20 protein-coding genes and 1 pseudogene are annotated in these 24,259 nt (G+C 68.3%); 13 read left to right on the top strand and 8 right to left on the bottom strand.

Annotated elements, in window-relative coordinates; all coding sequences use genetic code 11:
- Window position 1 precedes the first annotated feature (1 nt).
- Both AVTE2539_RS14985 and AVTE2539_RS14980 read right to left on the bottom strand, forming a co-directional pair.
- A complete protein-coding gene (locus AVTE2539_RS14985; RefSeq protein ID WP_284411738.1) occupies window positions 2-2,344 on the bottom strand; it encodes an FdhF/YdeP family oxidoreductase in 2,343 nt (780 codons plus the stop codon).
- 301 nt (window positions 2,345-2,645) lie between these two features.
- On the bottom strand, window positions 2,646-3,389 hold the full coding sequence (locus tag AVTE2539_RS14980; protein WP_284412465.1) for an ArsR/SmtB family transcription factor: 744 nt from the start codon (window positions 3,387-3,389) through the stop codon (window positions 2,646-2,648).
- Between the two features lie 156 nt (window positions 3,390-3,545).
- Between AVTE2539_RS14980 and AVTE2539_RS14975 the strand changes: the two genes are divergently transcribed.
- Both AVTE2539_RS14975 and AVTE2539_RS14970 read left to right on the top strand, forming a co-directional pair.
- On the top strand, window positions 3,546-3,941 hold the full coding sequence (locus AVTE2539_RS14975; protein WP_284411736.1) for an NIPSNAP family protein: 396 nt from the start codon (window positions 3,546-3,548) through the stop codon (window positions 3,939-3,941).
- Entirely contained in the window at window positions 3,938-4,315 is a 378-nt protein-coding gene (locus tag AVTE2539_RS14970; RefSeq protein WP_284411733.1) for an antibiotic biosynthesis monooxygenase family protein, read from the top strand. The genes AVTE2539_RS14975 and AVTE2539_RS14970 overlap by 4 nt, the downstream gene beginning before the upstream one ends.
- On the opposite strand, the gene AVTE2539_RS14965 is transcribed toward AVTE2539_RS14970, so the two are convergent.
- Window positions 4,273-7,587: an EAL domain-containing protein gene (locus tag AVTE2539_RS14965; RefSeq protein ID WP_284411731.1), complete on the bottom strand. Its 3,315-nt coding sequence runs from the start codon at window positions 7,585-7,587 to the stop codon at window positions 4,273-4,275. The genes AVTE2539_RS14970 and AVTE2539_RS14965 overlap by 43 nt on opposite strands.
- A gap of 300 nt (window positions 7,588-7,887) precedes the next feature.
- On the opposite strand from AVTE2539_RS14965, the gene rpsU reads away from it, so the two are divergent.
- Complete coding sequence (rpsU, locus tag AVTE2539_RS14960; protein WP_007833691.1) at window positions 7,888-8,100, top strand: 30S ribosomal protein S21; 213 nt, start codon at window positions 7,888-7,890, stop codon at window positions 8,098-8,100.
- Between the two features lie 118 nt (window positions 8,101-8,218).
- The gene (locus AVTE2539_RS14955) at window positions 8,219-8,665 is read left to right on the top strand and encodes a GatB/YqeY domain-containing protein (RefSeq protein WP_284411729.1); all 447 of its coding nucleotides are present in this window, start codon (window positions 8,219-8,221) and stop codon (window positions 8,663-8,665) included.
- Window positions 8,666-8,744: 79 nt separating this feature from the next.
- Here AVTE2539_RS14955 and AVTE2539_RS14950 read toward each other — a convergent pair whose 3' ends face one another.
- The gene (locus tag AVTE2539_RS14950; RefSeq protein WP_284411727.1) at window positions 8,745-9,695 is read right to left on the bottom strand and encodes a LysR substrate-binding domain-containing protein; all 951 of its coding nucleotides are present in this window, start codon (window positions 9,693-9,695) and stop codon (window positions 8,745-8,747) included.
- Window positions 9,696-9,804: 109 nt separating this feature from the next.
- Between AVTE2539_RS14950 and AVTE2539_RS14945 the strand changes: the two genes are divergently transcribed.
- A complete protein-coding gene (locus AVTE2539_RS14945; protein ID WP_284411721.1) occupies window positions 9,805-10,896 on the top strand; it encodes a tartrate dehydrogenase in 1,092 nt (363 codons plus the stop codon).
- Between the two features lie 236 nt (window positions 10,897-11,132).
- Here AVTE2539_RS14945 and AVTE2539_RS14940 read toward each other — a convergent pair.
- Together AVTE2539_RS14940 and AVTE2539_RS14935 are read right to left on the bottom strand one after the other, a co-directional pair.
- Window positions 11,133-11,834 (bottom strand): annotated as a pseudogene (locus AVTE2539_RS14940) (Crp/Fnr family transcriptional regulator); the annotation flags it as partial.
- A gap of 230 nt (window positions 11,835-12,064) precedes the next feature.
- On the bottom strand, window positions 12,065-12,244 hold the full coding sequence (locus AVTE2539_RS14935) for a hypothetical protein (RefSeq protein WP_284411719.1): 180 nt from the start codon (window positions 12,242-12,244) through the stop codon (window positions 12,065-12,067).
- A gap of 168 nt (window positions 12,245-12,412) precedes the next feature.
- Between AVTE2539_RS14935 and AVTE2539_RS14930 the strand changes: the two genes are divergently transcribed.
- The 7 genes from AVTE2539_RS14930 (at window position 12,413) to AVTE2539_RS14900 (ending at window position 21,362) form a co-directional block, all read left to right on the top strand.
- Window positions 12,413-14,926 carry a polysaccharide deacetylase family protein gene (locus AVTE2539_RS14930; protein WP_284411716.1) on the top strand — a complete coding sequence of 838 codons (2,514 nt, stop codon included), beginning with the start codon at window positions 12,413-12,415 and terminating at the stop codon, window positions 14,924-14,926.
- 228 nt (window positions 14,927-15,154) lie between these two features.
- Window positions 15,155-16,273 (top strand): non-hydrolyzing UDP-N-acetylglucosamine 2-epimerase, encoded by a 1,119-nt coding sequence (wecB, locus tag AVTE2539_RS14925; protein WP_284411714.1) that lies wholly within the window; start codon window positions 15,155-15,157, stop codon window positions 16,271-16,273.
- A 4-nt stretch (window positions 16,274-16,277) separates the two neighbouring features.
- Entirely contained in the window at window positions 16,278-17,582 is a 1,305-nt protein-coding gene (locus AVTE2539_RS14920; protein WP_284411712.1) for a glycosyltransferase family 2 protein, read from the top strand.
- The gene (locus tag AVTE2539_RS14915; RefSeq protein WP_284411710.1) at window positions 17,575-18,630 is read left to right on the top strand and encodes a bactofilin family protein; all 1,056 of its coding nucleotides are present in this window, start codon (window positions 17,575-17,577) and stop codon (window positions 18,628-18,630) included. Before AVTE2539_RS14920 ends, AVTE2539_RS14915 begins: the two co-directional genes overlap by 8 nt.
- The gene (locus tag AVTE2539_RS14910) at window positions 18,627-19,649 is read left to right on the top strand and encodes a hypothetical protein (protein WP_284411707.1); all 1,023 of its coding nucleotides are present in this window, start codon (window positions 18,627-18,629) and stop codon (window positions 19,647-19,649) included. Before AVTE2539_RS14915 ends, AVTE2539_RS14910 begins: the two co-directional genes overlap by 4 nt.
- 31 nt (window positions 19,650-19,680) lie before the next feature.
- The gene (locus AVTE2539_RS14905; protein WP_284411706.1) at window positions 19,681-20,514 is read left to right on the top strand and encodes a YaiO family outer membrane beta-barrel protein; all 834 of its coding nucleotides are present in this window, start codon (window positions 19,681-19,683) and stop codon (window positions 20,512-20,514) included.
- Between the two features lie 11 nt (window positions 20,515-20,525).
- Window positions 20,526-21,362, top strand: a complete 837-nt coding sequence (locus AVTE2539_RS14900) for a hypothetical protein (protein ID WP_284411703.1) — start codon at window positions 20,526-20,528, stop codon at window positions 21,360-21,362.
- Window positions 21,363-21,441: 79 nt separating this feature from the next.
- Here AVTE2539_RS14900 and AVTE2539_RS14895 read toward each other — a convergent pair whose 3' ends face one another.
- Complete coding sequence (locus AVTE2539_RS14895) at window positions 21,442-22,170, bottom strand: Crp/Fnr family transcriptional regulator (RefSeq protein WP_502868930.1); 729 nt, start codon at window positions 22,168-22,170, stop codon at window positions 21,442-21,444.
- Between the two features lie 432 nt (window positions 22,171-22,602).
- Here AVTE2539_RS14895 and AVTE2539_RS14890 point away from each other — a divergent pair, with 432 nt between their 5' ends.
- The gene (locus tag AVTE2539_RS14890; protein ID WP_284411701.1) at window positions 22,603-23,211 is read left to right on the top strand and encodes a hypothetical protein; all 609 of its coding nucleotides are present in this window, start codon (window positions 22,603-22,605) and stop codon (window positions 23,209-23,211) included.
- A gap of 108 nt (window positions 23,212-23,319) precedes the next feature.
- Here the strand turns inward: AVTE2539_RS14890 and AVTE2539_RS14885 are convergent, their stop codons facing one another.
- Window positions 23,320-24,252: a LysR substrate-binding domain-containing protein gene (locus AVTE2539_RS14885; RefSeq protein WP_284411699.1), complete on the bottom strand. Its 933-nt coding sequence runs from the start codon at window positions 24,250-24,252 to the stop codon at window positions 23,320-23,322.
- Between the last annotated feature and the right edge of the window lie 7 nt (window positions 24,253-24,259).

Below are 24,259 nucleotides of genomic sequence, written 5' to 3'. Positions count from 1 at the left end.
ATCAGCCTGGGAACAGGCGGACGGGAATGGACTTGGCGGCGGGAACGTGGCTTTCCCTGGCGTGGTGGTCCAGGGGCATCAACGGATTGAGTTCGGGGTAGTAGCCCGCCACGGCACCGCGCGGCAGGTCGTAGGCCACGACGGTCAGTCCGGACACCTCGCGGCGCACGTCGTCCTGCCGCCACTGCGTGCGCGCCGTCACGCGGGCGCCGGCCTGCAAGCCGAGCCGCTCGATGTCGTGGGCATTCATCAACAGCACCTGGCGCGTGCCCTCGATCCGGCGAAAGCGGTCGTTCAGGCTGTAGATGGTGGTGTTGAACTGGTCGTCGCTGCGGATCGTGAAAAGGCGCAGCACCTCGCCGTCCACGGGCGTGGGCACCTGGTCCGGATCGGCCTGCAGGCCGCCGGGCGCGACGAAAGCGGCCCTGCCGCTGTCGGTCTCCCACACCCGATGGCGGGCCGCGATGGGCCGCGCGAAGCCGCCCGGGACGGCCAACCGGCGGTTGAAGTCGTGGAAGATCCTGGGGAAGGTCAGCGCGATGGCGTCCCGCACGCGGGCATAGTCGTCGGTCCACCCGGCCCACGGAACGCAGGCGTTCGGCGCGAGGGTGGCCTGCGCGATGCCCGCCACGATCGACAGCTCGGAGCGCAGCGTCGCGGCCGCCGGCTCGGCCACGCCACGGGAGGGGTGCATGAAACCTGTCGAATCCTCGGTCGAAACCGTTTGCTCGCCGCTGGCCTGCCGGTCGATCTCCACCCGGCCCAGGCACGGCAGCAGGTAGGCCACCTCGCCATGCATCACGTGGCTGCGGTTGAGCTTGGTCGCGATCTGAACGGTCAGCCGCATCCGGCGCCACGCGGCCTCGATGAGCCCCGTCTCGGGCACCGCGCGCACGAAATTGCCGCCGAGGCCGAGGAACGCCCGCACCGACCCGTCCAGGATGCCCCGGCAGGCGGCGACGGTATCCAGGCCCTTCTTGCGCGGGGGCTCGAACTGGAACTGCGAGGCCAGCTGGTCCAGCGGGGCGAGTTCCGGCTTCTCGGTGATGCCCACCGTGCGCTGCCCCTGCACGTTGGAATGCCCGCGCACCGGGCACAGCCCGGCACCGGGCTTGCCCACGTTGCCGCGCAGCAGCAGCAGGTTGGCGAGCATCTGCACGTTCAGCACGCCCTCGCGGTGCTGCGTGAGCCCCATGCCGTAGATGCCGATGACGCGTTCGGCCGCAAGGTAGGTGCGTGCGGCCTCCTCCAGCGCCGAGCGGGGCAGGCCGGAGTCGCTTTCGATGTCGGCCCACGAGGCGGCGCGCATCGCCTGCGCGAGTTCGTCGTAGCCCTGCGTGTGCTCGGCGACGAACCGGGCATCGATGGCGCGGGGGCCGCCCGATGCCAGCGCGGCGTCGTCCGCCTCGATCACGAACTTGCACAGGCCGGTCAGCGCGGCGATGTCGCCCCCGGGCCGGACCTGCAGGTACTGCGTGCTGATGGCGGTGCTGCCCGGCGTGAGCATGTCCACCGGCGACTGGGGGTTGTTGAACGCCACCAGGCCGCTCTCGCGCAGCGGATTGAAGGTCACGATGGGCACGCCCCGGCGCCGCGCGTCCTGCAGGGGATGCAGCATGCGCGGGCTGGACACGCCGACGTTCTGGCCGAAGAAGAAGATGGCGTCGCACTGGTCGAAGTCGTCCAGGTCCACCGTGCCCACCGGCGACCCGATGGACTGCTTGAGGCCGACCGACGTGCTCTCGTGGCACATGTTCGAGCTGTCGGGCAGGTTGTTGGTCCCATACAGCCGGGCGAAGAGTTGCCACAGGTACGACGTCTCCAGCGACGCCCGGCCCGACGCGTAGAACACCACCGCATCGGGCTGCAGCGCTTTCAGCTCCCGGCCGATGCCGTCGAAGGCCTCCTGCCAGGAGACCTCGACATACCGGTCCCGGCCGGCGTCGTAGCGCAGAGGAACCGTCAGCCGCCCACCCGCCTCCAGCGCGTGGTCGGTCCAGCCGGCGAGTTCCGCCAAGGGGTGGGCCTCGAAGAAGGCGGCGTCCAGGCGCCGGTCCGTCAGCTCCCACGACGTCGCCTTCGCGCCGTTCTCGCAGAACTCGGCGGGATGCGGATGCAGCGGCTTGGCCCAGGCACAGCTGGAGCAGGTGAAACCGTCGTGCTTGTTCTGCAGGGCCAGCGCCTTGATCACCGTGACGCCCGGGCGATCGCGCAGCAAGGTGCCGGCGACCGCTCTGACGGAGCCCCAGCCGCCGGACGGCGGAGGATCCTGCCCTGCATCCGGGGAGGCGCTGCTGGCTGGCGTGGCCAGGTCTTGGGTGGAGGGCGACGGCTTATCGGACATGGACCGCTTTCAACGCGGGCCTGTGGCGGTGCGGGGCAGCGGCCCGCTCCAGGAAGCCAGGGCGGGCGCGCAGTGGATGGCGGTGTCGGAATCGATCGATCGAAGGGGGTGGCATGCGGGGCTCGGCGGGCAATGGGACGTGGCCCCCGATTACGCGGCTGGGGGCCGTGCAGGCCCTGTCGGATGGAGCGCCTAATGGCCATGCGCGTTGGCCGACAGCGGGCCGATGGGTCCTTCGCCGACGGGGCAGCGCGGCGGGCCGGGCGGCTGCCGCTGCAGGCCAGGGAGGGCCTTCGTCGTTTCAGGCGCCGGGCGATGGCGCTTGCACCACGCCGCTCCAGCGCGCGGTGCCCAGCCAGCCCTGCAGGGCGGCGGCCCCGGGTGGGGTGATGGCGAGCGCGCGCGAGCCTTCGCGGCGCACCAGCCAGCCCTGGTCGAGGCAGTGCGCGCACACCAGCGCGCCCAGGCGCCCGGCCAGGTGCGGACGCCGCTCGCTCCAGTCCAGGCACGGGCGGCACAGCGGGCGCGGGCCCCGGTGGGGCGGGCCGGCGGACGGGCCCGCCAGGTCCAGCCCCAGGCGCCCCAGCACGGCGGCGGCCCGGTCGGTCACCTGCCCGCCCGCCTCGGTGTCGAACACGATCGCGCCCTCTTGCAGCAGGTGCTCGGCCACCGCCACGCCGAGGCGCCCGGCGATGTGGTCGTAGCAGGTGCGCGCCCTGCGCAGCGCCGCATCGCGCGGGCCCACCGCCACCGGACGCGCCAACGGGGCCTGGCCCGCGGCCAGTTGCATCAGCCCCTCCAGCAGCCGCGCCACCTCGGCCGAGGCCAGGCGGTGGTAGCGGTGGCGGCCCTGGCTCTGCACGGACAGCAGGCGCGCCTGCACCAGCAGCGCGAGGTGCCGGCTGGCGGTGGCCGGGGTGATGTGCGCGGCATCGGCCAGCTCGCGCGCCGTGAGCGCCCGCCCGTCCATCAGCGCCAGCAGCATGCCGGTGCGCGCCGGCTCGCCCACGAGCGCGGCGATGTGCGCGATCTGGTTGGTGTTCATGCCGGCCAGTGTGCCGCAGGCGCCGGCCGCGATGCTTCGTTCCACGGCGAAGCATCGACCCCGCGGAACGCGGCCCAATGGCCACCATGCCGTGCGGATGCGGCGCCCCGCCGGCCCCGTGCCTTCGCCCCCAACCTTCTACCCAAGGAACCCTCCATGGCCCTCACCTGCTTCATCCGCTACCAGCTCGACCCCTTCCAGATCGCCGCGTTTCGCGAGTACGCCGCACACTGGGGCCACATCATTCCGCGCTGCGGCGGCCACCTGCTGGGCTACTTCGTGCCCAGCGAGGGCACCAACGACGAGGCCTGGGGCCTGATCGCGTTCGACAGCCTCGCGGCCTACGAGGCCTACCGCGCGCGTCTGCGGACCGACCCGCAAGGCCGCGCCAACTTCGAGCGGGCGCAGCGCCAGCGCTTCATCCTGCGCGAGCAGCGCACGTTCGCCGAGGTGGTGGAGGGCACGTTCCAGCGCCCTGCCCTGCCGCCGCACCCGCCGCTGTCGCCGCTGGCATCCGCAGGGGAGCCGCCCGCCGCCGGGGCCGGCGCATGATCGCCGTCATCTTCGAGGTCGTGCCCAGTGCCGCAGGCCGCCAGCCTTACCTGGACACCGCCGCCGCGCTGCGCTGCGAGCTGGAGCGCATGGACGGCTTCGTCTCCATCGAGCGGTTCGAGAGCCTCAGCCAGCCGGGCAAGCTGCTGTCGCTGTCGTTCTGGCGCGACGAGGCCGCCGTGGCGCGGTGGCGCCAGTGCGAGAGCCACCGCCATGCGCAGGCCGCCGGCCGCGCGGGCGTGTTCGCCGACTACCGCCTGCGCGTGGCGGCCGTGCTGCGCGACTACGGGCTGAACGAGCGCGCGCAGGCGCCGGCCGATTCGCGCACGGTTCACGACGGCAGCAGCGCCAGCCGCGGGCGCTCGCCCGCGTAGCCCCGCACCCAGGCCTCCAGGGCCGGCACGGGCAGCGCCTGGCTGAAGTGGTAGCCCTGCAGTTCGTCGCAGTCGAGCGAATCCAGCGCCTGCGCCGTGGCCAGGTCCTCCACGCCTTCGGCCACCACCTTGAGGCCCAGGGTGTGGCCCAGCGCGATGACGGCGCGGGTGATGGCCATGTCCGCGCCATCGGTCAGCATGTCGCGGATGAACGACTTGTCCACCTTGAGCTTGTCGATGGCAAAGCGCTTGAGGTAGGCCAGGCTCGAATAGCCGGTGCCGAAATCGTCGATGGACAGCTGCACGCCCAGCCCCTTGAGCGCGGCCAGCTGCTGCTGCGTGGCCTCGGCGTTTTCCATCAGCTGCGACTCGGTCAGCTCCAGCTCCAGCCACTTGGGGGGCATGCCGCAGCGCGCCAGCAGGGCGCGGATGTCGGGCACCAGGGCCGGGTCGGCCAGTTGCGCGGCGGAGAGGTTGACCGACACCGGCAGCCCCGCCAGCGCCACGGGCGGCCGCGCCCGCCGGGCGTCGTGGGCGATGGCTTGGCCCTCCTCCGCGCCTTGCGCTCCCGGGCCTGCGGCGTGACGCCCGCCGCCGTGCGCGGCCTGCCAGCGCGTCCACTGCAGACAGGCCTGCTCCAGCACCCAGCCGCCGATCGCGCGGATCAGGCCGGCCTCTTCCGCGATGGGGATGAACTCGCCCGGCAGCACCTGGCCGAGCACCGGGTGGTTCCAGCGCACCAGCGCCTCCACGCCCGTGAGGCGGCCCGATCGCGTGTCCACGCGCGGCTGGTAGTGCAGCTCCAGTTCGTGGCGCTCCAGCGCGCGGCGCAGCATCTGCTCCATGGCCTGGCGGGCCTGCACGCGCCGGTCGGTCTCCAGCGAATACAGGCGCGCCATGTCGCGGCCGGTGGTCTTGGCCTCGTACATGGCGGCGTCGGCGCGGCGCATCAGCTCGTCCAGCCCCGTGCCGTCGTCGGGGTACACGGCGATGCCCACGCTGCACGACACGTTCAGCTCGTGCCCCTGCACCGGGTGGCTCTGGCGGATGAGCGGGATCAGCCGGCGCTCCACGGCCTGCAGCACGTCGTCCGGGCCTTCCACGTCGCGCATCACGATCACGAACTCGTCGCCGCCCAGGCGGCTCACGGTGTCGTGCGTGCGCACGGCCTGCAGCAGCCGCGCCGCCACCGATCGCAGCAGTCCGTCGCCGATGTGGTGGCCCAGCGTGTCGTTGATGGACTTGAAGCGGTCCAGGTCGATGAACAGCACCGCCACGCGCTCGCCCGTGATGGCGGCATGCGCGATGGCCGCCTGCAGCCGCTGCACGCACAGCGAACGGTTGGGCAGCTCGGTGAGCACGTCGTGGTGGGCCAGGAACTGGATGCGCTCCTCGTTGCGCTTGCGGTCGGTGATGTCGATGGCGATGCCGATGTGGTTGGCCACGGCACCGCCCTTGCCGCCCTCGCGCACCGCCGACACCATCAGCCAGGCCGGGTAGGTCTCGCCCGAGCGGCGGCGGAACCGCACCTCGCCCTGCCAGGACTCCTTGTCCAGCAGCGTGCGGGCGATGCGCGCGCCCAGCGGCGGCTCGCCCGGGTCCTCCAGCAGGAAGCCCAGGTTCTCGCCGATCACCTCGTAGAAGTCGTAGTGCGTGCTGCGGCAGAACGCCTTGTTCACGCTCAGGATCTTCTGGTCCGCGGCCATGATGATGATGCCCTCGGACGAGGCCTCGAACACCTTGGCCCACAGCTCCAGCCGCTGCTCCATCACCTTGAGCACGTTGATGGGCGTGAAGGCGGTCAGCATGGCATCGCGCCCCTGGAAGTGCAGGCGCCGCGCCGACAGCACGGCCCACAGCGGCTCGGCGCTGCCCTTCCAGCGCACCTCGAACTCGTCCACCACGCCCTGGTCGGCCAGCCGCTGGAAAAACCGCGCGCGCACGCCCGGCTCCATGCCCGTGCGCCAGGGGTCCAGCGTGGTGCCGTTCAGCCACAGGCCGGCCGGGGCGTTGGCGTGCAGCACCTCGTGCTCGGGCACCGAGGTGACCACCATCGGAATGGGCAGCGCCTCCACCAGCTCGCGCTGGGCTTCGGCGGCGCGCGCGCTGGCGGCCAGCTCCTGCTGCAGCACGCGCTCGCGGTCGAGCTGCGCCAGCATGCCGTTGAAGGCCGTCACCAGCCGGCCGATCTCGTCACGGCTGGTCCAGTGCGCGCGCAGGGTGTGGTCGCCGCTGCGGCGCACCTCGTCGGCCACGCGCGCCAACTGCTGCAGGGGCTTGGCGATCTGCCGCGCCACCAGCGTGACCAGGCTCAGGATGCAGCCCAGCAGCAGCACGGCCGTGCCCAGGTGCAGCCACATGCGCGCAAAGAGGTCGTCCACCCGGGCGTAGAGCAGGCGGTCCAGCTGCGCCGTGCCCTGCACCCACGCCGTCTGCAGCGCGCCCAGCAGCGCGCGCTGGCGCGCAGGCAGCTCGGCCGCGGCGGTGCGCCCCTCGCCCTGGGCGATGCCCTGCAGCAGCGCCTGCAGATCGTTGCCGGCCTGGCGCAAGGCCGCGCGCTGCGCGTCCAGCGCCGCCCTCAGCGCGGGCGAGCCGGCGATGAAGGCCTGGTCGTAGTCGGCATCGATGCCCAGCATCACCGCATCGAGCCGGCCCGCCAGCGTGAGCAGTTCAGCCGCGCGGTGGTCGCCCTGGCGGGCACCGGGCGCATTCAGGAAGGCCGCCGTATCGTGCGTGACCTGCAGCAGCTCCGGAAAGCGCAGCAGGATCAGCGACATCACGTAGTAGCTGTCCAGATCGGGATCGAGGATCAGGTTGGACTGGTTGCCCACGGTCGTGAGCAGCTCGCGCCCCTGCCGCAGCAGGGGTCCGCGCACCGGCTCGCCGGCCGCCCCCATTGCGCCCACCGCTCCACGCCCCGCCGGGTCGCCGGCGGCCGACTGGCGCAGCAGCGCCTCGAAGCGCGCGGCCGGCTCGCCGGTCTTGAGCGCGCCGTCGTGCGCGCTGCGCACCGCGGCCAGGCGGTCCATCAGCAGGATGCCCGCGATGCCGTCGCCCTCCATGAACGCCCCCATCAGCCCGTCGCGCACCACCGAGGCATAGGCGGTGCCCACGATCTCCTTGCGCGCGAAATCGATGGCCAGGAATTTCTCGTGGATCAGGATGCCCGAGACGTAGATCACGGCCGTCAAGTCCAGCAGGTAGATGAGCATGAGCTTGCGGCCCACACTGAGCCGGCCCAGCCAGCCCGATACGCGGTGCATGATTGCCATGGTGTCGTGCTTGGGGCCCCGCGCGGGGAAAGAACGGCGCGGGGCGGTTGCGGGAACGAACGGGGGGATGAATCGAATCAGCGCCACCGGAGCCCCATGCAAATTCCAAGCCACACGCCCGATGGCCACGCGATCGGAACGCAGCCATCGACAGAGCGGATTACAGGGCTATAATCTTCGGCTTTGCTGGCAATACCCCGTCGGCCAATACTAGTTACAGACGGGGAACCCGCTGCACACGGCATTCAGGCCCGATCTCCTGGATACCCTCTGTGGGCACATTTTGGAAACCATTAGCTAATGACCACCATCCGCGTAAAAGAAAACGAACCCTTTGACGTCGCCCTGCGCCGCTTCAAGCGCACCATCGAAAAGCTCGGCCTGCTGACCGACCTGCGCGCCCGTGAGTTCTACGAGAAGCCCACCGCCGAGCGCAAGCGCAAGAAGGCCGCCGCCGTCAAGCGCCACTACAAGCGCGTTCGCAGCATGCAGCTGCCCAAGAAGCTGTACTAAGCTCTGACAGAGCCGGCCTCACCGCCGCAAAACCCGCGCTAGGGACGCCAAGCGCGGGTTTTTTCGTTTGGGGCACAGCGCGCCACCCCACCCACCCCTGGTTTGAACGGAGAACACCATGAGCCTCAAAGAACAGATCACCGAAGACATGAAGACCGCCATGCGCGCCAAGGACGTCGAGCGCCTGGGCACCATCCGCCTGCTGCAGGCGGCGATCAAGCAAAAGGAAGTCGACGAGCGCATCACGCTGGACGACGCCGCCGTCGTCGCCATCCTGGACAAGCTCATCAAGCAGCGCAAGGACTCCATCACCGCCTTCGAAGGCGCGGGCCGCCAGGACCTGGCCGACAAGGAAAAGTCTGAAACGGCCGTGCTGCAGGCCTACCTGCCCGAGCGCATGTCGGCCGACGAAACCCTGGCCGCCGTGAAAGCCATCGTGGCTGAACTGGGTGCCGCGGGCCCCGGCGACATGGGCAAGGTCATGGGCGTGGTGAAGACGCGGCTGGCCGGCAAGGCCGACATGGGCCAGGTGTCCGCCGCCGTGAAGGCCGCGCTGGCCGGCTGATCGGGCCCTCGGGACGCGTGCCATGCGCGTCCTTGCAAAGCGGGGTGCCAGCGCGCTGCACCCCGCCATATTTCCCTTCTCATTCGCCCGTACCGCCCACCGCGCCAATGCGTGCGCCGTCGCCGCCGGCCGCCCATTCCGCGCGGAAATGCTCCTGCAGAAACTCCACGCACACGCGCACCTTGGCCGACAGATGGAGCCGCGTGGGATACACCGCCCACACATTCGCCTCCTGCCGCCACTCGGGCAGCACCGGCACCAGGTGCCCCGCGCGCAACTGCGGCCCCACATCCCACAGCGAGCGCAGCGTGATGCCGCGGCCGTCCACGGCCCACTGCACCACCATTTCCCCGTGGTTGGCCGAGAGCGGGCCGCGCACCTTCACCGACTCTTCCACACCGCCGCTGCGCAGGCGCCACACGCCGAACGGGTGGTCGCGCTCCTTGATGACGAGGCAGTCGTGGCTGGACAGCTCCGCCAGCGCGCGCGGCGTGCCATGGCGCGCCAGGTAGGCGGGCGCCGCGCACAGCACCCGGTGGTTGTCCGCCAGCCGCCGCGCGATGAGGTGCGGCGCGATCTCGTCGCCCACGCGCACGTCCAGGTCGAACCCCTCGCCCGCCACGTCCACCAGCCGGTCGAACACCTCCAGCCGCACCTGCAGGGCCGGATGGCGCTCCACCAGCCGCGACAGTGCCGGCGCCACCACGCGCCGCCCGAAGCCGAAACTGCAGCTCACCCGCAGCAGGCCGCGGGGCTCGCGCCGCGTGACCGCCACCTCCTGCAGCAACTGGTCCACATCGTCCAGGATGCGCTGCGCCCAGTGGAAGACGCGCTCGCCCTCCTCCGTCACCACCACGCGGCGCGTGGTGCGGTGCAGCAGCTTGACCGCCAAATCCTCCTCCAGCAGTCGGATGCGCTTGCTCACATAGGCGGGCGATGTGCCCAGCTCGGTCGCAGCCTCGCCGAAGCTCGATTTGCGCACCACCACGGTGAACACGCGCAGGTCGTCGTTGGAAGGAATTTTGTGCACGAAGTGTGAAGAATGAGACCACAGGCGGCGGATTGTATTTTGCGAGGCACTGCCGAACAATGCCCCCATCCGGCACCTGCCGCTCTGCTTTTTTCCACAAGGACCCCCCATGCAAAAAACCAAGTACCAGATCGCCGTGATCCCCGGCGACGGCATCGGCAAGGAAGTCATGCCCGAAGGCCTGCGGGCCATCCAGACCGCGGCCGAGCGCTTCGGCTTCGAGCTGGAATGCCGCACCATCGACTGGGCCAGCTGCGGCTACTACGCCGCCCACGGAAAAATGATGCCCGACGACTGGAAGGCCCAGCTCGCCGGCGTGGACGCCATCTTCTTCGGCGCCGTCGGCTGGCCCGCCACCGTGCCCGACCACGTGTCCCTGTGGGGCTCGCTGCTCAAGTTCCGCCGCGAGTTCGACCAGTACATCAACCTGCGCCCCGTGCGTTTGTTCGAAGGCGTGCCGTGCCCCCTGGCCGGCAGGAAGCCCGGCGACATCGACTACTTCGTCGTGCGCGAAAACACCGAGGGCGAATACACGTCCCTGGGAGGCATCATGTACGAGGGCACCGACCGCGAGATCGTCATCCAGGAATCGGTCTACTCGCGCCACGGCGCCAATCGCCTTTTGAAGTTCGCCTTCGACCTGGCGCAAAGCCGCGCCAAAAAGCACGTGACCCTCGCCACCAAGAGCAACGGCATCGCCATCAGCATGCCCTGGTGGGACGCCCGCGCCGACGACATCGCCAAGGCCTACCCCGAGGTCACGCTCGATAAGCAGCACATCGACATCCTCACCGCGCGCTTCGTGCTGCAGCCCGGGCGCTTCGACGTGGTGGCGGCCACCAACCTGTTCGGCGACATCCTCAGCGACCTGGGGCCCGCCACCACCGGCACCATCGGCCTGGCGCCTTCGGCCAACCTGAACCCCGAGCGCACCTTCCCCAGCCTGTTCGAGCCCGTGCATGGCTCGGCGCCGGACATCTACGGCCGAAACATCGCCAACCCCATCGCCATGATCTGGTCGGGTGCGCTGATGCTGGACTTCTTGACGCAAGGCCAGGGCGCAGGGCGGCAGGCGCACGATGCCATCGTGGCGGCGATCGAAGAGGTCATCAAAACCGGGCCGAAGACGCCCGACTTAGGGGGCACGGCCAACACCACCCAGGTGGGCGAGGCCATCGCGGCACGAATCGCCCGGGGCTGATCCACCCACAGCGAGCATTGAAGGCGGCGCTGGCAGCGACTCCTTCAACGCGGGTCCGGCGCTCCCTTCGATGCTGGCAGGTGCGTGCGATGGCCAAGGTCGAGACTGTCCAGTCGCGCATGGACGGGTTCCATGGCGGCGTACGGCAGGATGCGATAGGGCTCCCGCGCAAGCCCATGGCCCGCACCATCCCCCCGCGCCGGCTCCGGCAGGTAGAGACGGTGGTCATCGCATCTCGGCAGCAGGCGGTCATAGGCCCTCTTGACCACGCCGTAGCATTCGCAGGCCCGCCGTTCCAACCCGACCCGGTCCATGACCTCGATGCGGCCCCGGGCGTAGCGGATCAGGCCGGCCTTCTGCAACTTCATGGCGGCTTCGGTCACGCCTTCGCGCCGCACGCCGAGCATGGTGGCGATCAGTTCCTGCGTCATGAACAGCCAGTTGCCCTGGGTCCGGTCCATGCTCAGCAGGAGCCAGCGACACAGTTGCTGGTCCAGCACATGGTGCCGGTTGCACGCGGCCGTGTGCGACATCTGCGACATGAGCGCCTGGATGTAGCGCAGCAGCAGATGCAGGACAGGTGGGCGGTTCACTTCTTCGCGAAAGAACTCGCTGCGCATGCGCAATGCCTTGCCCGCGTTCAGTACCACGGCCCGGATGGCGCCCGACACGCCGCCCATGATGACCGAGATGCCCACCACGCCCTCGTTGCCGACGACCGCCAACTGCGCGGACGAGCCGTCTTCCATCACGTGCAACTTGGAGACGATGGCCGTGGTGGGAAAGTAGACGTGGCTGGTCGTCACGTTCTCCTCGGACAGCACCTTGCCCAGAGGCAGGTCCACCATCTCCAGGAAAGGCAGCCACCGCTGCAGATCGACATCATCCAGCGCCGCCACAAGCGTGTTGCGTGACACCTCGGGGATACTTAATTGCATGCGCATGGTGGGGCGTGATGAGAGTGGAAATGTCAAATCAATATAGGTAAAACTTTTCAACTTCTCTGTTCGATAGCGAACACATAAAACCCGCCCGTGCAGGCCCACACACCAAAGAGAGCGTTTCGCGGCGGGCACACGCAGTGGAACCACAGGCCCACCGCTGGCCGCCGGACACCGCCACAGGGCCAAGCACTGGCACCGAAGCCTTGTTCAGGGGGTGGGTCCGGCTAGAGCATGGTCAGCCAATGCACATGGTTGGCCGCCAGCAGCATTTGGCGCTTTTCCTCTTCGAGGTATGCAATCTGCGCCAGAGCCTGTGCCAGTGCGGCCTGCAAATGCTCCAGGGAACCCGGCGCCTGGCCTTCGGGCGGCACGGTGGCTTGGGATGCGATGGTGTGGTGGTCCATGGCGGGGGCCTTTCGTCTCGAACATGTTTTCAGCCGTTTTAGCGGCTTTGGATCGCACCATCCGTTCGCCAGCGTACCCAGGCCCGCATCGTCGATGTACGGCAGCGAACAGACCCGCCGCAACCCCTCCTGCCCAATGGCCGCTCATCACCACGAAAGGGCGGGATCATGTCCATCTTCAGAGCCTTCTTCCACCATGCCGCCGGCACCCGGCAACGCGGGCATGCGGGGCGCCTCGTGTGTGCGGGTCTCCTTGTGCTGCTTTCCGCATGCGGCGGCGGCGATGATGGCAGCGGCGAATCGGCAGCCAGCACGGCCGCCGCCGGCACCCAGTCCTCCACCCCGGCCGCTGCGGGCGACCGCTGGCTGCCGCAGGTCAAGGCGGTGCAATTGCCACCCTCCACGCAGCCCCCCGCCACCGAAATGGCGGCCGATGCGGTGGCCGCGCAGCCAGCAACGCAACGGGCAGCGGTGGCTACGGTAGCTACGGTGGTCGCTCCCTTCAACAACGGGGTGGAAGACCCGGGCCTGCTGATGCTGCTGTTGCCCGACGAGCAGCCCGCGACCGATCCACGCGTGACGGCCTGGTTGGATGCCGCATCGGAGACGGGCACGCGCATCGCCGTGGTCACCGACGCGCAGTTCCTGGCCATGGCCCCGGCCAAGGCACTCAAGTACGCCGGGCTCGTGCTGCCCGACCAGCTGCACGTGATCGCCACGGATGCATTGCTGGCCTCCGTGCGCAGCTATGTGACGGCAGGCGGGCGGGCACTGCTGACCTACGACTTCGGCGCCCTGACGCTCAATGCCAACAACCAGCCCGTCTATCCCATTCCGAAATCGCGGCTGAGCGATCTGGCGGGGGTGGACTATGTGCTGTACGACGCGCTGCTGGGCCAGATGGTGGGACTGGGCCCGGTGACGGCCATGCGCAGCACCATGCGCGAGCTGCTCGTGCCCCCGGGGAAATCGCTGCCCTACAACCTGGCGCAATCGTCGGCCACCGCCGCCAAAGCCTCCGCGGTCGCACCCGGCACGGGCCAGGCCCCGACGGGAAGCAACGGCCTCCTGGGAGCGGCGCGCCTGGCCGCGGGCGAGGCGCTTTATCTGCCCACCAGTCCCGGCGACCCGGGCGGGGTCAAGGGGTTCGATCCGCAGCAGTTCCAGTCCCTGCCTTCCTACTCCCTGCAGGACCGGCAACGCTCGGCGGCGGGACAGGTGCGCGCGCGGTCGGTGACCGTGGATTTCGGCAAGGCATTCAAAGGCCGGCAGCCGGCGGCCGCCACCCGCGTGCAGCCCGCAGGCCTGGCACGGCATCCGCTGACGGTGGCATCGGCGGAGGCATCGCAGGCCAGCGCGTCACTCGCCGGTGAATCGCTGCAGGCGGCGGAAGTGGACACGCTGGACGCGTACAACGGCTATCTGCTGGGCCACCTGATCTATCCGACCTACGTGACCACCGGCACCTACGCCGGAACACCGCTGGCGCTGTCCCCGTCGTTCGGACTCGTGGCGGGCATTCAGACGACCGGCACAGGCAAGGTGCTGTTTGTGAACATGCCCCTGACCTATCTGAAGGGGCGCACCGACGCATTGCCGATGCACGGCTTTCTGCGCTACTTCATGGAACACCTCGTACAGGGAGCCCACCTGTCGGCCATGCCCAACGGGGTGGCCGGAATGACGCTGGACTGGCATCTGGACTCGATGGCCGCGCAGCAGCCTTCGCTGCATCTGGAGGCTGCCGGCGTCTTCAACACGCACAAGTTCTCCATGGAGATGACGGCAGGGCCCGACACCATCGTGTCGGGCGACGGCCTGGGCTGGAACCTGAACAACAACACGGTGGCGCAGCAGTTGCTCAGGCGGCTGGACGCGAAAGGCCATGCGATCGGATCGCACGGCGGGTGGATCCACGACTACTATGGCCTCAACGCCACGGAGAACAACGCTGCGGAGTTCCAGCCGTATCTGGTGCAGAACAGGAGCGCAGTGGACACCGTCGTGGGCCGCCCGGCGCGCGGCTACTCGGCCCCCCAGGGCAACAATCCGCCATGGGCCATGACCTGGCTGGAGCAGCAAGGCGTGGTGGCGGCCTACTTCGGCGGCCACACCGGACTGGGCGCCACGCGCCAGTACCGGGACGGCGTGCTGCTCAACCCGGCGCTGTGGGTGTTCCCGGTCACGCCCCAGGGCACGTATGCCACGTTCGAGGAATGGCAGGACTACAACGTGCCCAAGGCCGAGGTGAACGCCTGGTACCAGGCCATGGTGGACTTCTCGGTCAACTACAACACCAGCCGCATGGTGTACGCACACCCGCCCGGCGCGAACGACTGGATCGACGTCGTGAAGGGTCTGCTGGCCTATGGGCAGACGAAGGGCGCGAAGTTCAAGTGGTACACCATGCCACGCCTGGCCGATTTCATGGCCACGCGCCACCAGGTGGGCTGGACCCAGACCCTGCTCGCGAACGGCACGACGACGCGCTTCACGGCGACCCACCCCACCACGATGGCCGAGATGGTGTGGATGCTGCCCAAGGCCCGCTACCTGCGGCCCACCATCGTCACCGCGGGGTCGGTGACCGTCTCGGACGGCGGTACGGTCTGGCTGGTCACGGGCAAGCCGGTGACGCAGGCCCAGTTCCAGGCGCAACGCAACCCCACGTTCATTCCTTGAACCCCCACTGACGCTGTGCCGGGCAAGCGCTGCGCTATGTGGGTCAGCGAACAGACCGCTCGCCAAACCGCACGCACCATCGCCCGTGCCGTTCAGAAAGAGATCGGGCCGATGGAGCATGGGCTCCCGCCACTCCACTGCAGCGTGCCCGCCGGCACTGCGCCCCCTCCGGGATGCCTGGCTTTTTCCTCTTTCCTCTCCACCCCCACCACCGCAAAGGATCGAGCCATGCAGGACATTCTCATCGTCTCGGGCACGCGCCCCGAGATCATCAAGCTGGCGCCTCTGTACCACGCGCTGAGGGCCCTCAGCTGGGCCCGCGTGCATTGGCTGCACACGGGTCAGCACGACGAAATGGCCATCCAGATGCTGGACTGCTTCACCATCCGGCCGGACATCGTGCTCCACCGCGAAGGCAGCACCCTGCAGGAATTCAGCGCCGGCTGCCGCCGCCAGATCGACGGGGTGCTGCAGGCGAAAGACTACGCGCTGGTCATCGTGCAGGGCGATACCGAATCTGCGTTCATCGGCGCGCTGGCGGGCTTCTATCGTGGCCTGCCCGTGGCCCACGTGGAGGCGGGGTTGCGCACCTACAACCTGGCGCGGCCCTTTCCCGAAGAAGGGCTGCGCCAGATGATCAGCCGGCTCGCGCAGTTCCACTTTCCGCCCACCTCGCGCTCGCGCACCGCGCTGCGGTCGGAGGGCATTCCCGACGAACGCATCCACGTGACGGGCAACACCGTGGTGGATGCGCAGCACTGGACCTGCACACACCACGGGGTGCGGCGCCGCACCACCGGCCGGGGGCACCTGCTGGTCACCTTCCACCGACGCGAGAGCTGGGGCGAAGGCGTGCGCGGCATCTGCCGGGCCATCGCCGATCTGGCGCGGCAGAACCCCGGGCTGAAGGTGCTGTTTCCGGTGCACAAGAACCCCGTGGTGCGCGAGCCCGTGCAGGCCCTGCTGGGCGGCATCGCCAACATTCAGCTGAGCGATCCGCTCGATTACATGGACATGCAGCAGGCGCTCGCCGATGCCTGGCTGCTGCTCACGGACTCGGGCGGGCTGCAGGAAGAGGCCCCGACCTTCGGCGTGCCCGTGCTGGTGCTGCGTGACGAAACCGAGCGGCCCGAGGCCGTGCAGGCCGGTTGTGCGCTGCTCATCGGACCGTCGTACGACGCCATCGTCTCGCACGTGACGCGGCTGCTGGGCGACCCCCACGCGCACCGGCAGATGGCGCAGGTGCACAGCCCCTTCGGCGACGGCCAGGCCTGCCAGCGCATCGTCTCCGTGCTGGCGAGCCACCTGGTGCCCGCCGCACCCATGCCCTTGCCCCTGGCGGCCTGACACCATGCATCCGCTCGGACTTCTTCCCGCCTTCTCGGTGCAGCCGGTGGCCGCCGTGATGGCCTATCTGCTCATGTTCGTGGTGCTGTTCATGGTGCTGTACGGCATCCGGCACTTCGCGTTCACCATGAGCCGGCTCGTCGGCACGCAGCGCCACCCCTATCTGGACATCGCGGTGGCCCAGTGGCCCATGATCACCGTGTTCATTGCCGCGCACAACGAAGAGAAGGTCATCGCCGGCTGCATCGAGGCGCTGCTCAAGACCGACTACCCCGCCGACCGCATGATGATCATTCCGGTGAACGATCGCTCCAGCGATGCGACGGCGCAGATCATCAACGGCTACGACGAGCGGTTCCCCTCCCGGCTGGCTCCCTTTCACCGCACCAGCGGCAAGCCGGGCAAGTCGGCGGCGCTCAAGGACGCACTGCGCTTTGCCGAGGGCGACATCGCCATCATCTTCGATGCCGACTACGTGCCCGGGCGCGGGCTGCTCAAGCAACTGGTGGCGCCCTTCTTCGATCCGGAAGTGGGTGCGGTGATGGGCCGCGTGGTGCCCGTCAACAGCGGCGCGAACCTGCTGACCCGGCTGCTGGACCTGGAGCGCTCGGCCGGCTACCAGGTCGACCAGCAGGCGCGGATGAACATGAACCTGATGCCGCAGTACGGCGGCACAGTGGGGGGCGTGCGCATGTCGGCCGTGGAGGCCGTGGGCGGCTGGCACGACGACACGTTGGCCGAGGACACCGACATCACCTTCCGGCTCATGTTCAACGGCTGGAAGACGGTCTACACCAACCGCTCGGAGTGCTACGAGGAAGTGCCCGAGGAATGGCCCGTGCGCATCAAGCAGGTCAAGCGCTGGGCCAAGGGGCACAACCAGGTGCTGGCGCGGCACTGGTGGAAGTTCGTCACCAGCCCCTACCTCACGCTGGGCCAGCGCGTGGACGGAATGCTGCTGCTGTTCGTGTTCGTGATCCCGCTGATCATGCTGGCCGGCTGGTGCCTGGCGCTGGGGCTGTACTTCCTCAATGCGGGGTCGCTGCTGTCGCAATTGATCCCCGTGTTCGCGCTGATGGTCTACGGCACGCTGGGCAACTTCGCCGCGTTCTTCGAGATCGTCATCGCGGTGCTGATCGATGGCAACCGCCGGCGCCTGCGGCTGCTGCCATTGAACATGCTGGGCTTCATGGTGAGCCTGTTCGCCATCTCCGGTGCCGTGTGGAGCCTGCTGCTGGACGCTCTCTTCAAGCGCGAGATGGTGTGGGACAAGACGGCGCGTTACCGCAACGAGGTCAAAAATGCCTGAATACCACCCCATGCTGCTGGCCTTCGCGACGGCCTGCGCCGCACTGTTCTTGCTGCCTTTCGTGCCGGCCATCCGCGAATGGCGCCGCCCCACCGACAGCGCGGCCCTGCTGGTTCCGCCCGACCATGCGGCCGACATCGACCACTTCGCCCGGCGGCTGCGCGCCGATGCGCAGGCCCGGCTGGGCCACGGCGAGTCCACGGGGTATGAGTCCTTCGACCTCATCTCGCCCGACGCCGCGCCCGCGGCATGGGCCAGCGCCCGAGCCCGGCTGCTGGCGTGCGGCGACGTGACGACGCCCGCGGCCATCCTGGCGTTCCAGCCCGTGTTCGTGGACGGCAGCATGCACGTGGGTGCCGGCAGCGCGTTCTCCAGCCTCTATGCCACACACGACCTGGAGCTGGGTGACGGCAGCAAGATCGCCGACTGGGCCCATGCCGACGGAGAACTGCGCCTGGGCCCCGGCAGCACCGCCCTGCGACGCGTGTCCGCGGGCGCGGCGGTGAAGCTGGCCGCCCCCTGCTGGTTCGAGCGGCTCCACGCGCCGGTGGTGCGACTGGGAGGCCCGGGCACGGGTCAGCCCTCCACGGCCCCGCCCACTCCCACGCTGCCAGCACCGCAGACGGCCAGCTATGCCACGCTGGCGCACGCCATCCAGCGCACGCCGCAGCTGTACATGGTGCGCGGCGACTGCACGCTGGCAGAACACTCCATCTACCGTGGCTCCCTGGTGGTGACGGGGTTCCTCACCATCAGCCCCTTCACCACCGTGGTCGGCGACATCAAGGCGCGTGGCGGCATCACGCTGGGCGAAGGGGCCGTCGTGCACGGCGCCATCACCTGCGAGCAGTCCGCGTACCTGCTGCCCGGCGCGCTGGCGTTGGGGCCGGTGGTGTGCGAAGGCGATGTGATGCTCGGTGCGCGCACCGTGGTCGGGCTGCCCGATGCGTTGACGACCGTGAGCGGGCGCTGCATCGTGGCGGAGGAAGGCGCGGTCGTACACGGCACGCTCTGGGCCCACGAGATCGGCATGGTGAAGCGGGCATGAACACCCGCCTCTCCCGCGCCCTGCAAGCCCTGGCCGCCATCGCGGCCATGGCGTTGCCCCTGCCCTTCGCCAACGCCGCGGGCACCGCCAGCAGGGCGGGCGCTGCCACACCGCTGGACCTGCAGGCGTATGGCGGCGACAGCGGCGCCATCACCATCCTGCATGGCGGCGCGGCCAGCGACCCCTATTTCACGCTGCAGGCGCTGCTGCTCGCGCACGACAACGGCCTGGACATCCAGGGCCCGGCCGTCCGGTTCGCGGACTGGCTGGTGCCGCAGCAAAAACCCGACGGCACGTTCGACCGCTTCTGCCGCGATGACGGCGGCGGGTGGAAGGCCTGCAAGACCGCCGATGCCGACGACTCGCTGCTGGCGATGTGGCTCAGGCTGCTGCAGGCCATGCCGGCGCACGTGAAGGCCTCGCCCGCCCTGCGCAAGAGCCAGGCCACCAGCCGGGCTGCGCTGGCCCACCTCTACCAGCCCTCGCGCGGCATCTACATGGTGTCGCCGGTGTACCTGCACGGGCTGTTCATGGACAACCTGGAGGTCTGGTCGCTGCGCGTGCGCGAGCCCCTGAGCGCCCCGGGCGCCGAGCCGTCGGAGCGGCTGGCGCAGGCCATCCACGACACGTTCTGGGACCCGGTGAACCGCCGTTTCCTGGTGTCCACGCAGATGGAGCAGCGCGCGCAGCCGGCGGCCTTCTACCCGGACCACGTGGCCCAGCTTTTTCCGCTGATGGTGGGCTTTCCCCTGCTGCCTGACTCGGCCGACGCCCATTACCGCGACTGGATGCGCCGGCACCGAAGCGAGTGGCTGGCCCAGGGCCAGACCGACTACCCGTGGGGAATCATCGCCGTGCTGGCGCTGCGCCGCAACGACCCGGACACCGCCCGCTGCTGGGTGCGCCACAGCGCCCCGCTGCGGCATTCGGCCCGCTGGGCGGTCACCGACGAAGTGTCCTTCCAGATCCTGGCCAGCAAGGGGGTGGTCGCCGCCCCTCCCGCGGCCACCTGCCGCTAGCCGACCCGACCGCCCCATTGGAGCCCCCCGCATGCAACGCCACCCGGCCCTTCACTTTCTCTGGCTGCTTGCCCTGTGCGCGCCCGCGCCCGGCCTGGCCCAGGCACCCGCCACAGGCCAGGACCTGATCATCCCCGCGCCGCCCGCACCCGTCGAAGAGCGCACCCGCAGCCTGCAGCTCAGCGCGGGAACGCAGCACCTGAGCGGGCCCTACGGCAACTGGCGCGACATGACGCTCACCGGCGGATGGAGCCTGCCCGGCCACGTGCTGCAGGGCGAGCTGTCTTCGCACCGGCGCTTCGGCGTGGGCGGCACCTACCTGGGCGTGGGCGATACATACCGTTTCGACGAAGACTGGTACGGCTCGGCGACCCTCGGCGCTGGCGACGGCGCGTTCTACCTGCCCAAGTACCGCGTGGACGCCACGCTGAACCGCAAGTTCCTGGCCGACCGCCGGCTGGTGGGAACCCTGGGCGCGGGCTACTACAGGGCGCCGGACGGGCACTCCGACCGCAGCGTGCTGCTGGGGGCCACCTACTACTTCGAGGCGCCCTGGATCGTCGAGGGTGGCGTGCGCTTCAACGAAAGCGCCCCGGGCAGCGTGAACACGCGCCAGCACTTCGTAGCCCTGACCTGGGGCCGCGCCAAGGCCGACCTGGTGACCGCGCGGGTCGGCTGGGGGGGCGAAGGCTATCTGGCCACCGGCCCCGCCACGCAGTTGGTCAACTTCACCAGCCGCGAGGCCAGCATCGCCTGGCGGCACTGGATCGGCCAGAACACCGGCCTGCTGCTGGCCGTGAACCGCTACAGCAACCCGCTGTACCGGCGGGCGGGCGCCACCGTCGGCCTGTTCCACGATTTCTGAGCAGAGACGCCATGACACCAACCACCCCCATCCCGGCCGATGCCGCGCATCCGCACGGCCGCGCCTTCGCCGCCACCTTCGAGGCCTTGCGCGAAACCGGCAGGCAGGTGCACAGCCGCCCGCACCGCTCCATGACCCCCCTGAAGGTGACGCCCTTCCTGCTGATCCAGGCCATCGTGCTGCCCGCGGCGCTGTGTGCGCTGTTGGTGTGGGGGCGGCGCGATCTGTTCGACTTCTGGCGGGACGTCATCGTGTTCTGGTCGCAGGCCCTGGACATTCCTTTGCGGCGGTTGCTGATCGACGGCCGCGTGGGCTCGGACGGCATGGCGCTCACCGCAGGCGCGAGCGACCGCCCTCTGCCCGGCATGGCCGGCATGGCGGCCGCGGCGGGCCTGGTGGTGGTGCTGCTCTTGGCCTCGCTGCGGATGCGCAAAGCCAGCCTGCCCCTCAAGTACCCGATGCGCATCATCGGCGTGGTGCAGGCGTTCGCGCTGGCCTACTTCTGGTTCATCCCGCAGCATTTTCCGTACACGATTTCCCGGCACAGCGAAGAGTTGATGTTCATCGGCTACGTGATGATGGTCGCCACGCCGGTGATGCTGGGCGCGGGCTACTACATCCTGAACGAAAGCCTGCTGTCGAAGGTGGGCAACACCCTGGCGATCCTGGCGTTCTTCGCGTTGCTCATCCCCCACCAGGTCATGGCGCAGGCCTTCCTCATGCACCACCTCTCGGTGCTCTACATGCCGGTGCTGTACATCTGCTTCGGCGCGGTGTTCGATGCGCTCGTGTTCGTGGCCCTGTACTCCTGGGCCATGAGCGACGTATCGCCCAACGCCATGCGCTGAGACAAATAAAGATCAAGGCCAGCGCGCCGCCCGGCCCGGGCAGCGCGCGGCCCGCACGAGTGGCCCCGCAACGAACCGCTCAGAGGCTGTGCGAGGGCGGCAACAGCCGGTCGTACTCGCGCTTGACCACGGCGTAGCACTCGCACGAGCGCTGCTCCAGCGCGGGTCGGTCCAGCACCTCGATGCGCCCGCGCGAGTAGCGGATCAGCCCGGCCTTCTGCAGCTTCATGGCCGCTTCCGTCACGCCTTCGCGCCGCACGCCCAGCATGCCCGCGATCAGCTCCTGCGTCATGACGAGCGTGCTGCCCTCCAGCCGGTCCAGGCTGAGCAGCAGCCAGCGGCACAGTTGCTGGTCCAGCATGTGGTGGCGATTGCAGACCGCGGTCTGCGACATCTGCGTGATGAGTGCCTGGATGTAGCGCAGCAGCAGCGGCAGGATGGCCGGATTGGCCACGTCGCCGCGGATGCGATCGGCCCGGATGCGAAACGCCCGGCCGGCACTCTGCACCACGGCCCGGCTCAGGATCGACCCGCCCCCCATGAAGAGGGAAATGCCCACCACCCCTTCCCGCCCCACGACGGCGATCTCCGCGGAGGAGCCATCTTCCATCACATACAGCAGCGACACGATGGCGGTGGACGGAAAGTAGATGTGCCGCACCGCCGCGCCGGACTCGTACAGCACCTGCCCCAGCGGAAGCTCCAGCACATCGATGAGGGGCAGCCAGCGCTGCAAATCGTCTGCGGCCATCGCATGCAGTATTCCGTTGCTGGAGACGTCGTCAGGTTGCAGTGGCACGCGGGACATATTTTTGACTTGTTCGCTGGGATGTGTTTCAAAAAGTATATGGACAACGCGGTAGACGTTATGTGCGGTGGCGCACATAAGGGGCTTTGTTGCGGAAAGGCCCTCGTATGGAATTGGGCATCCACCACGGTTCGGTAAGCGCGTCGATGCTGGACGAGGGATACGGTTTGGCGTGCACGACTCCATCGCTGCGGCGATCGAGGAAGTGACCCGACCTGAGCCGGCGATGTCGCATTCTGGATGGCCACCATGCAGTCGGCGATGCGATCAGGCGGCTCGAGTTGATTGCAAAATATTGGACTTGCCGGATGGGTCAGATCGCTCTGGCTCATCTTCATTCTGGGGCCACGTTTCGCCAAATTTTCGGGACATCGGTGAACGATAAAAATCCAGATTCAACGCAAGCCACTGCACCACTATTAAAACAGTCATATGAAAATTAGCCGCCGCGCACTTATTGCTTCTGGAGCCTTCACCCTGACAGGCTGCGCAAACCGCATCGACCGCCAGCTGTACTACAAAGAAATTTTCAAATCACTCGCAATATCTCCCAAGGGAGACACCCTGGCAATCATTGGGCGCGAATTTGATTATATCTTCAAGCCACCCGAAAACCTCATTGCAGCGATTAAATCAAATCTACACTCACAACTCTCCGCCAGCTTCAACACTTTCGAATTGGATTCAGAAACAGAAATTAAGGGCGAGTGGACACTTCAATTCAACAAAGAAAAAAATCAATCCAAAGAAATTGCCGACACGGCACGCGCTCTTGGCTTCGCCGACACTGGCAATCGTTACGTCTTAAGTGGAAGCATCAAAGGGACGCGTTTTTTAAAAAACCATGGCACACGTACTGGAGAATTACAAGCAACCAACCAGACCTACGTAGTACAAGTCTCGCCTTCAACTAAATTTCAATCGAGCAGAAATCTAACATCGTCGCCCATCTCACAAGGCGGGGATGGAGCTTTGATTATCGGTTTCATCATACTATTACCGCTCATTTTAATAATCAATCCATGCATCACCTGCAGGTAAAAATTCCATTACATTTCTTGTCTTAAAATAGATATTTTTAAATATTCCCTCTATCCAATTTTCAACCAGGTTAATAGCCATCGTCGCCTCTGGGTCACAAAGAGCGATTTACTCTCTCCTCCCCACCTCCCTCAAACACCCCACCAACGCCTGCGTCACCGGCGTCCCCTCCACCCCCCGCATCCGGATCAGCCCCACCGGCGGCAACTCGATCTCCACCGGCACCTTCACCACCGCCAGCATTCCCTGCCCCGCAAAATGCCGCGCCACCGTGCGCGCCATGAAGGCCACGGCGCCGCGCTGGTGCAAGAAGGTGATCTGCGACAGGAACGACGCCGACTCCACGATGTCGGCCGGCGGGTGCAGGTCGTGCGCGAAGAACTGCTGCTCCAGCTTCACGCGCAGCGAGGCCCAGGGCGGGGGCAGCACGCAGGGCTGCCCGGCAATGTCAGCCCAGCGGGGCTTGCGCTTCGTGGCCAGGGGATGACCCGGTCGCACGACGGCGACCATGGGGTCGTCGTAGAGGGCCTCGGTTTCCAGGTCGGGCGAGGCGTAGCCCGGCTCCAGGCGGCCGACGAACAGGTCCAGCTCGCCCAGGCGCAGCTTCGGCAGCAGGCGCGTCAGGTCGCCCTCTTCGATCAGCACGGTGGTGTGGCGAGACCGGGCCTTGAGCTTTTCCACCGCTTGCGCCAGCAGCACGGGCGTGGCGGCCACCATGGCGCCCACGCTGGTGCGGCCGCGCGCGCCGCTGGCCTCGGCGGCGATCTCGTCGCGGGTGCGGTCGTAGCCGGCCAGCACCGACCGCGCGAAGCGCACCACGCTCGCACCGGCCGCGGTGGGCTCGGTGCCGCGGGTGGAGCGGTCGAACAGCGGCAGGCCGAACATGCGCTCGATCTCGGCCAGGGTCTTGGAGACGGCGGGCTGGGTGACGAAGAGGAAATCCGCCGCGCGGCCGACGTGGCGAAACTGGTCCAGCGCCACGAGCATCTGCAGGTGCCGCAGCTTGAGGTTGGAGCGTAAAACGCGGTCGATCTGGCTCATGGGGCGT

Origin of the sequence: Acidovorax sp. SUPP2539 (assembly GCF_030158975.1) — a bacterium.
Classification (GTDB): domain Bacteria; phylum Pseudomonadota; class Gammaproteobacteria; order Burkholderiales; family Burkholderiaceae_C; genus Paracidovorax.
This window is presented reverse-complemented; position numbering and strand designations above follow the sequence as displayed.

What these genes read in the sequence shown, in the direction of transcription:
- AVTE2539_RS14915 (WP_284411710.1), top strand. Translation starts at nt 17,575, where the DNA reads ATGCCTGAATACCACCCCATGCTGCTGGCCTTCGCGACGGCCTGCGCC.
- rpsU (WP_007833691.1), top strand. Translation starts at nt 7,888, where the DNA reads ATGACCACCATCCGCGTAAAAGAAAACGAACCCTTTGACGTCGCCCTG.
- AVTE2539_RS14965 (WP_284411731.1), bottom strand. Translation starts at nt 7,587, where the DNA reads ATGGCAATCATGCACCGCGTATCGGGCTGGCTGGGCCGGCTCAGTGTG.
- AVTE2539_RS14935 (WP_284411719.1), bottom strand. Translation starts at nt 12,244, where the DNA reads ATGGACCACCACACCATCGCATCCCAAGCCACCGTGCCGCCCGAAGGC.
- AVTE2539_RS14975 (WP_284411736.1), top strand. Translation starts at nt 3,546, where the DNA reads ATGGCCCTCACCTGCTTCATCCGCTACCAGCTCGACCCCTTCCAGATC.
- AVTE2539_RS14920 (WP_284411712.1), top strand. Translation starts at nt 16,278, where the DNA reads ATGCATCCGCTCGGACTTCTTCCCGCCTTCTCGGTGCAGCCGGTGGCC.
- AVTE2539_RS14910 (WP_284411707.1), top strand. Translation starts at nt 18,627, where the DNA reads ATGAACACCCGCCTCTCCCGCGCCCTGCAAGCCCTGGCCGCCATCGCG.
- AVTE2539_RS14970 (WP_284411733.1), top strand. Translation starts at nt 3,938, where the DNA reads ATGATCGCCGTCATCTTCGAGGTCGTGCCCAGTGCCGCAGGCCGCCAG.
- AVTE2539_RS14955 (WP_284411729.1), top strand. Translation starts at nt 8,219, where the DNA reads ATGAGCCTCAAAGAACAGATCACCGAAGACATGAAGACCGCCATGCGC.
- wecB (WP_284411714.1), top strand. Translation starts at nt 15,155, where the DNA reads ATGCAGGACATTCTCATCGTCTCGGGCACGCGCCCCGAGATCATCAAG.
- AVTE2539_RS14900 (WP_284411703.1), top strand. Translation starts at nt 20,526, where the DNA reads ATGACACCAACCACCCCCATCCCGGCCGATGCCGCGCATCCGCACGGC.
- AVTE2539_RS14980 (WP_284412465.1), bottom strand. Translation starts at nt 3,389, where the DNA reads ATGAACACCAACCAGATCGCGCACATCGCCGCGCTCGTGGGCGAGCCG.
- AVTE2539_RS14985 (WP_284411738.1), bottom strand. Translation starts at nt 2,344, where the DNA reads ATGTCCGATAAGCCGTCGCCCTCCACCCAAGACCTGGCCACGCCAGCC.
- AVTE2539_RS14895 (WP_502868930.1), bottom strand. Translation starts at nt 22,170, where the DNA reads ATGTCCCGCGTGCCACTGCAACCTGACGACGTCTCCAGCAACGGAATA.
- AVTE2539_RS14905 (WP_284411706.1), top strand. Translation starts at nt 19,681, where the DNA reads ATGCAACGCCACCCGGCCCTTCACTTTCTCTGGCTGCTTGCCCTGTGC.
- AVTE2539_RS14945 (WP_284411721.1), top strand. Translation starts at nt 9,805, where the DNA reads ATGCAAAAAACCAAGTACCAGATCGCCGTGATCCCCGGCGACGGCATC.
- AVTE2539_RS14930 (WP_284411716.1), top strand. Translation starts at nt 12,413, where the DNA reads ATGTCCATCTTCAGAGCCTTCTTCCACCATGCCGCCGGCACCCGGCAA.
- AVTE2539_RS14890 (WP_284411701.1), top strand. Translation starts at nt 22,603, where the DNA reads ATGAAAATTAGCCGCCGCGCACTTATTGCTTCTGGAGCCTTCACCCTG.
- AVTE2539_RS14885 (WP_284411699.1), bottom strand. Translation starts at nt 24,252, where the DNA reads ATGAGCCAGATCGACCGCGTTTTACGCTCCAACCTCAAGCTGCGGCAC.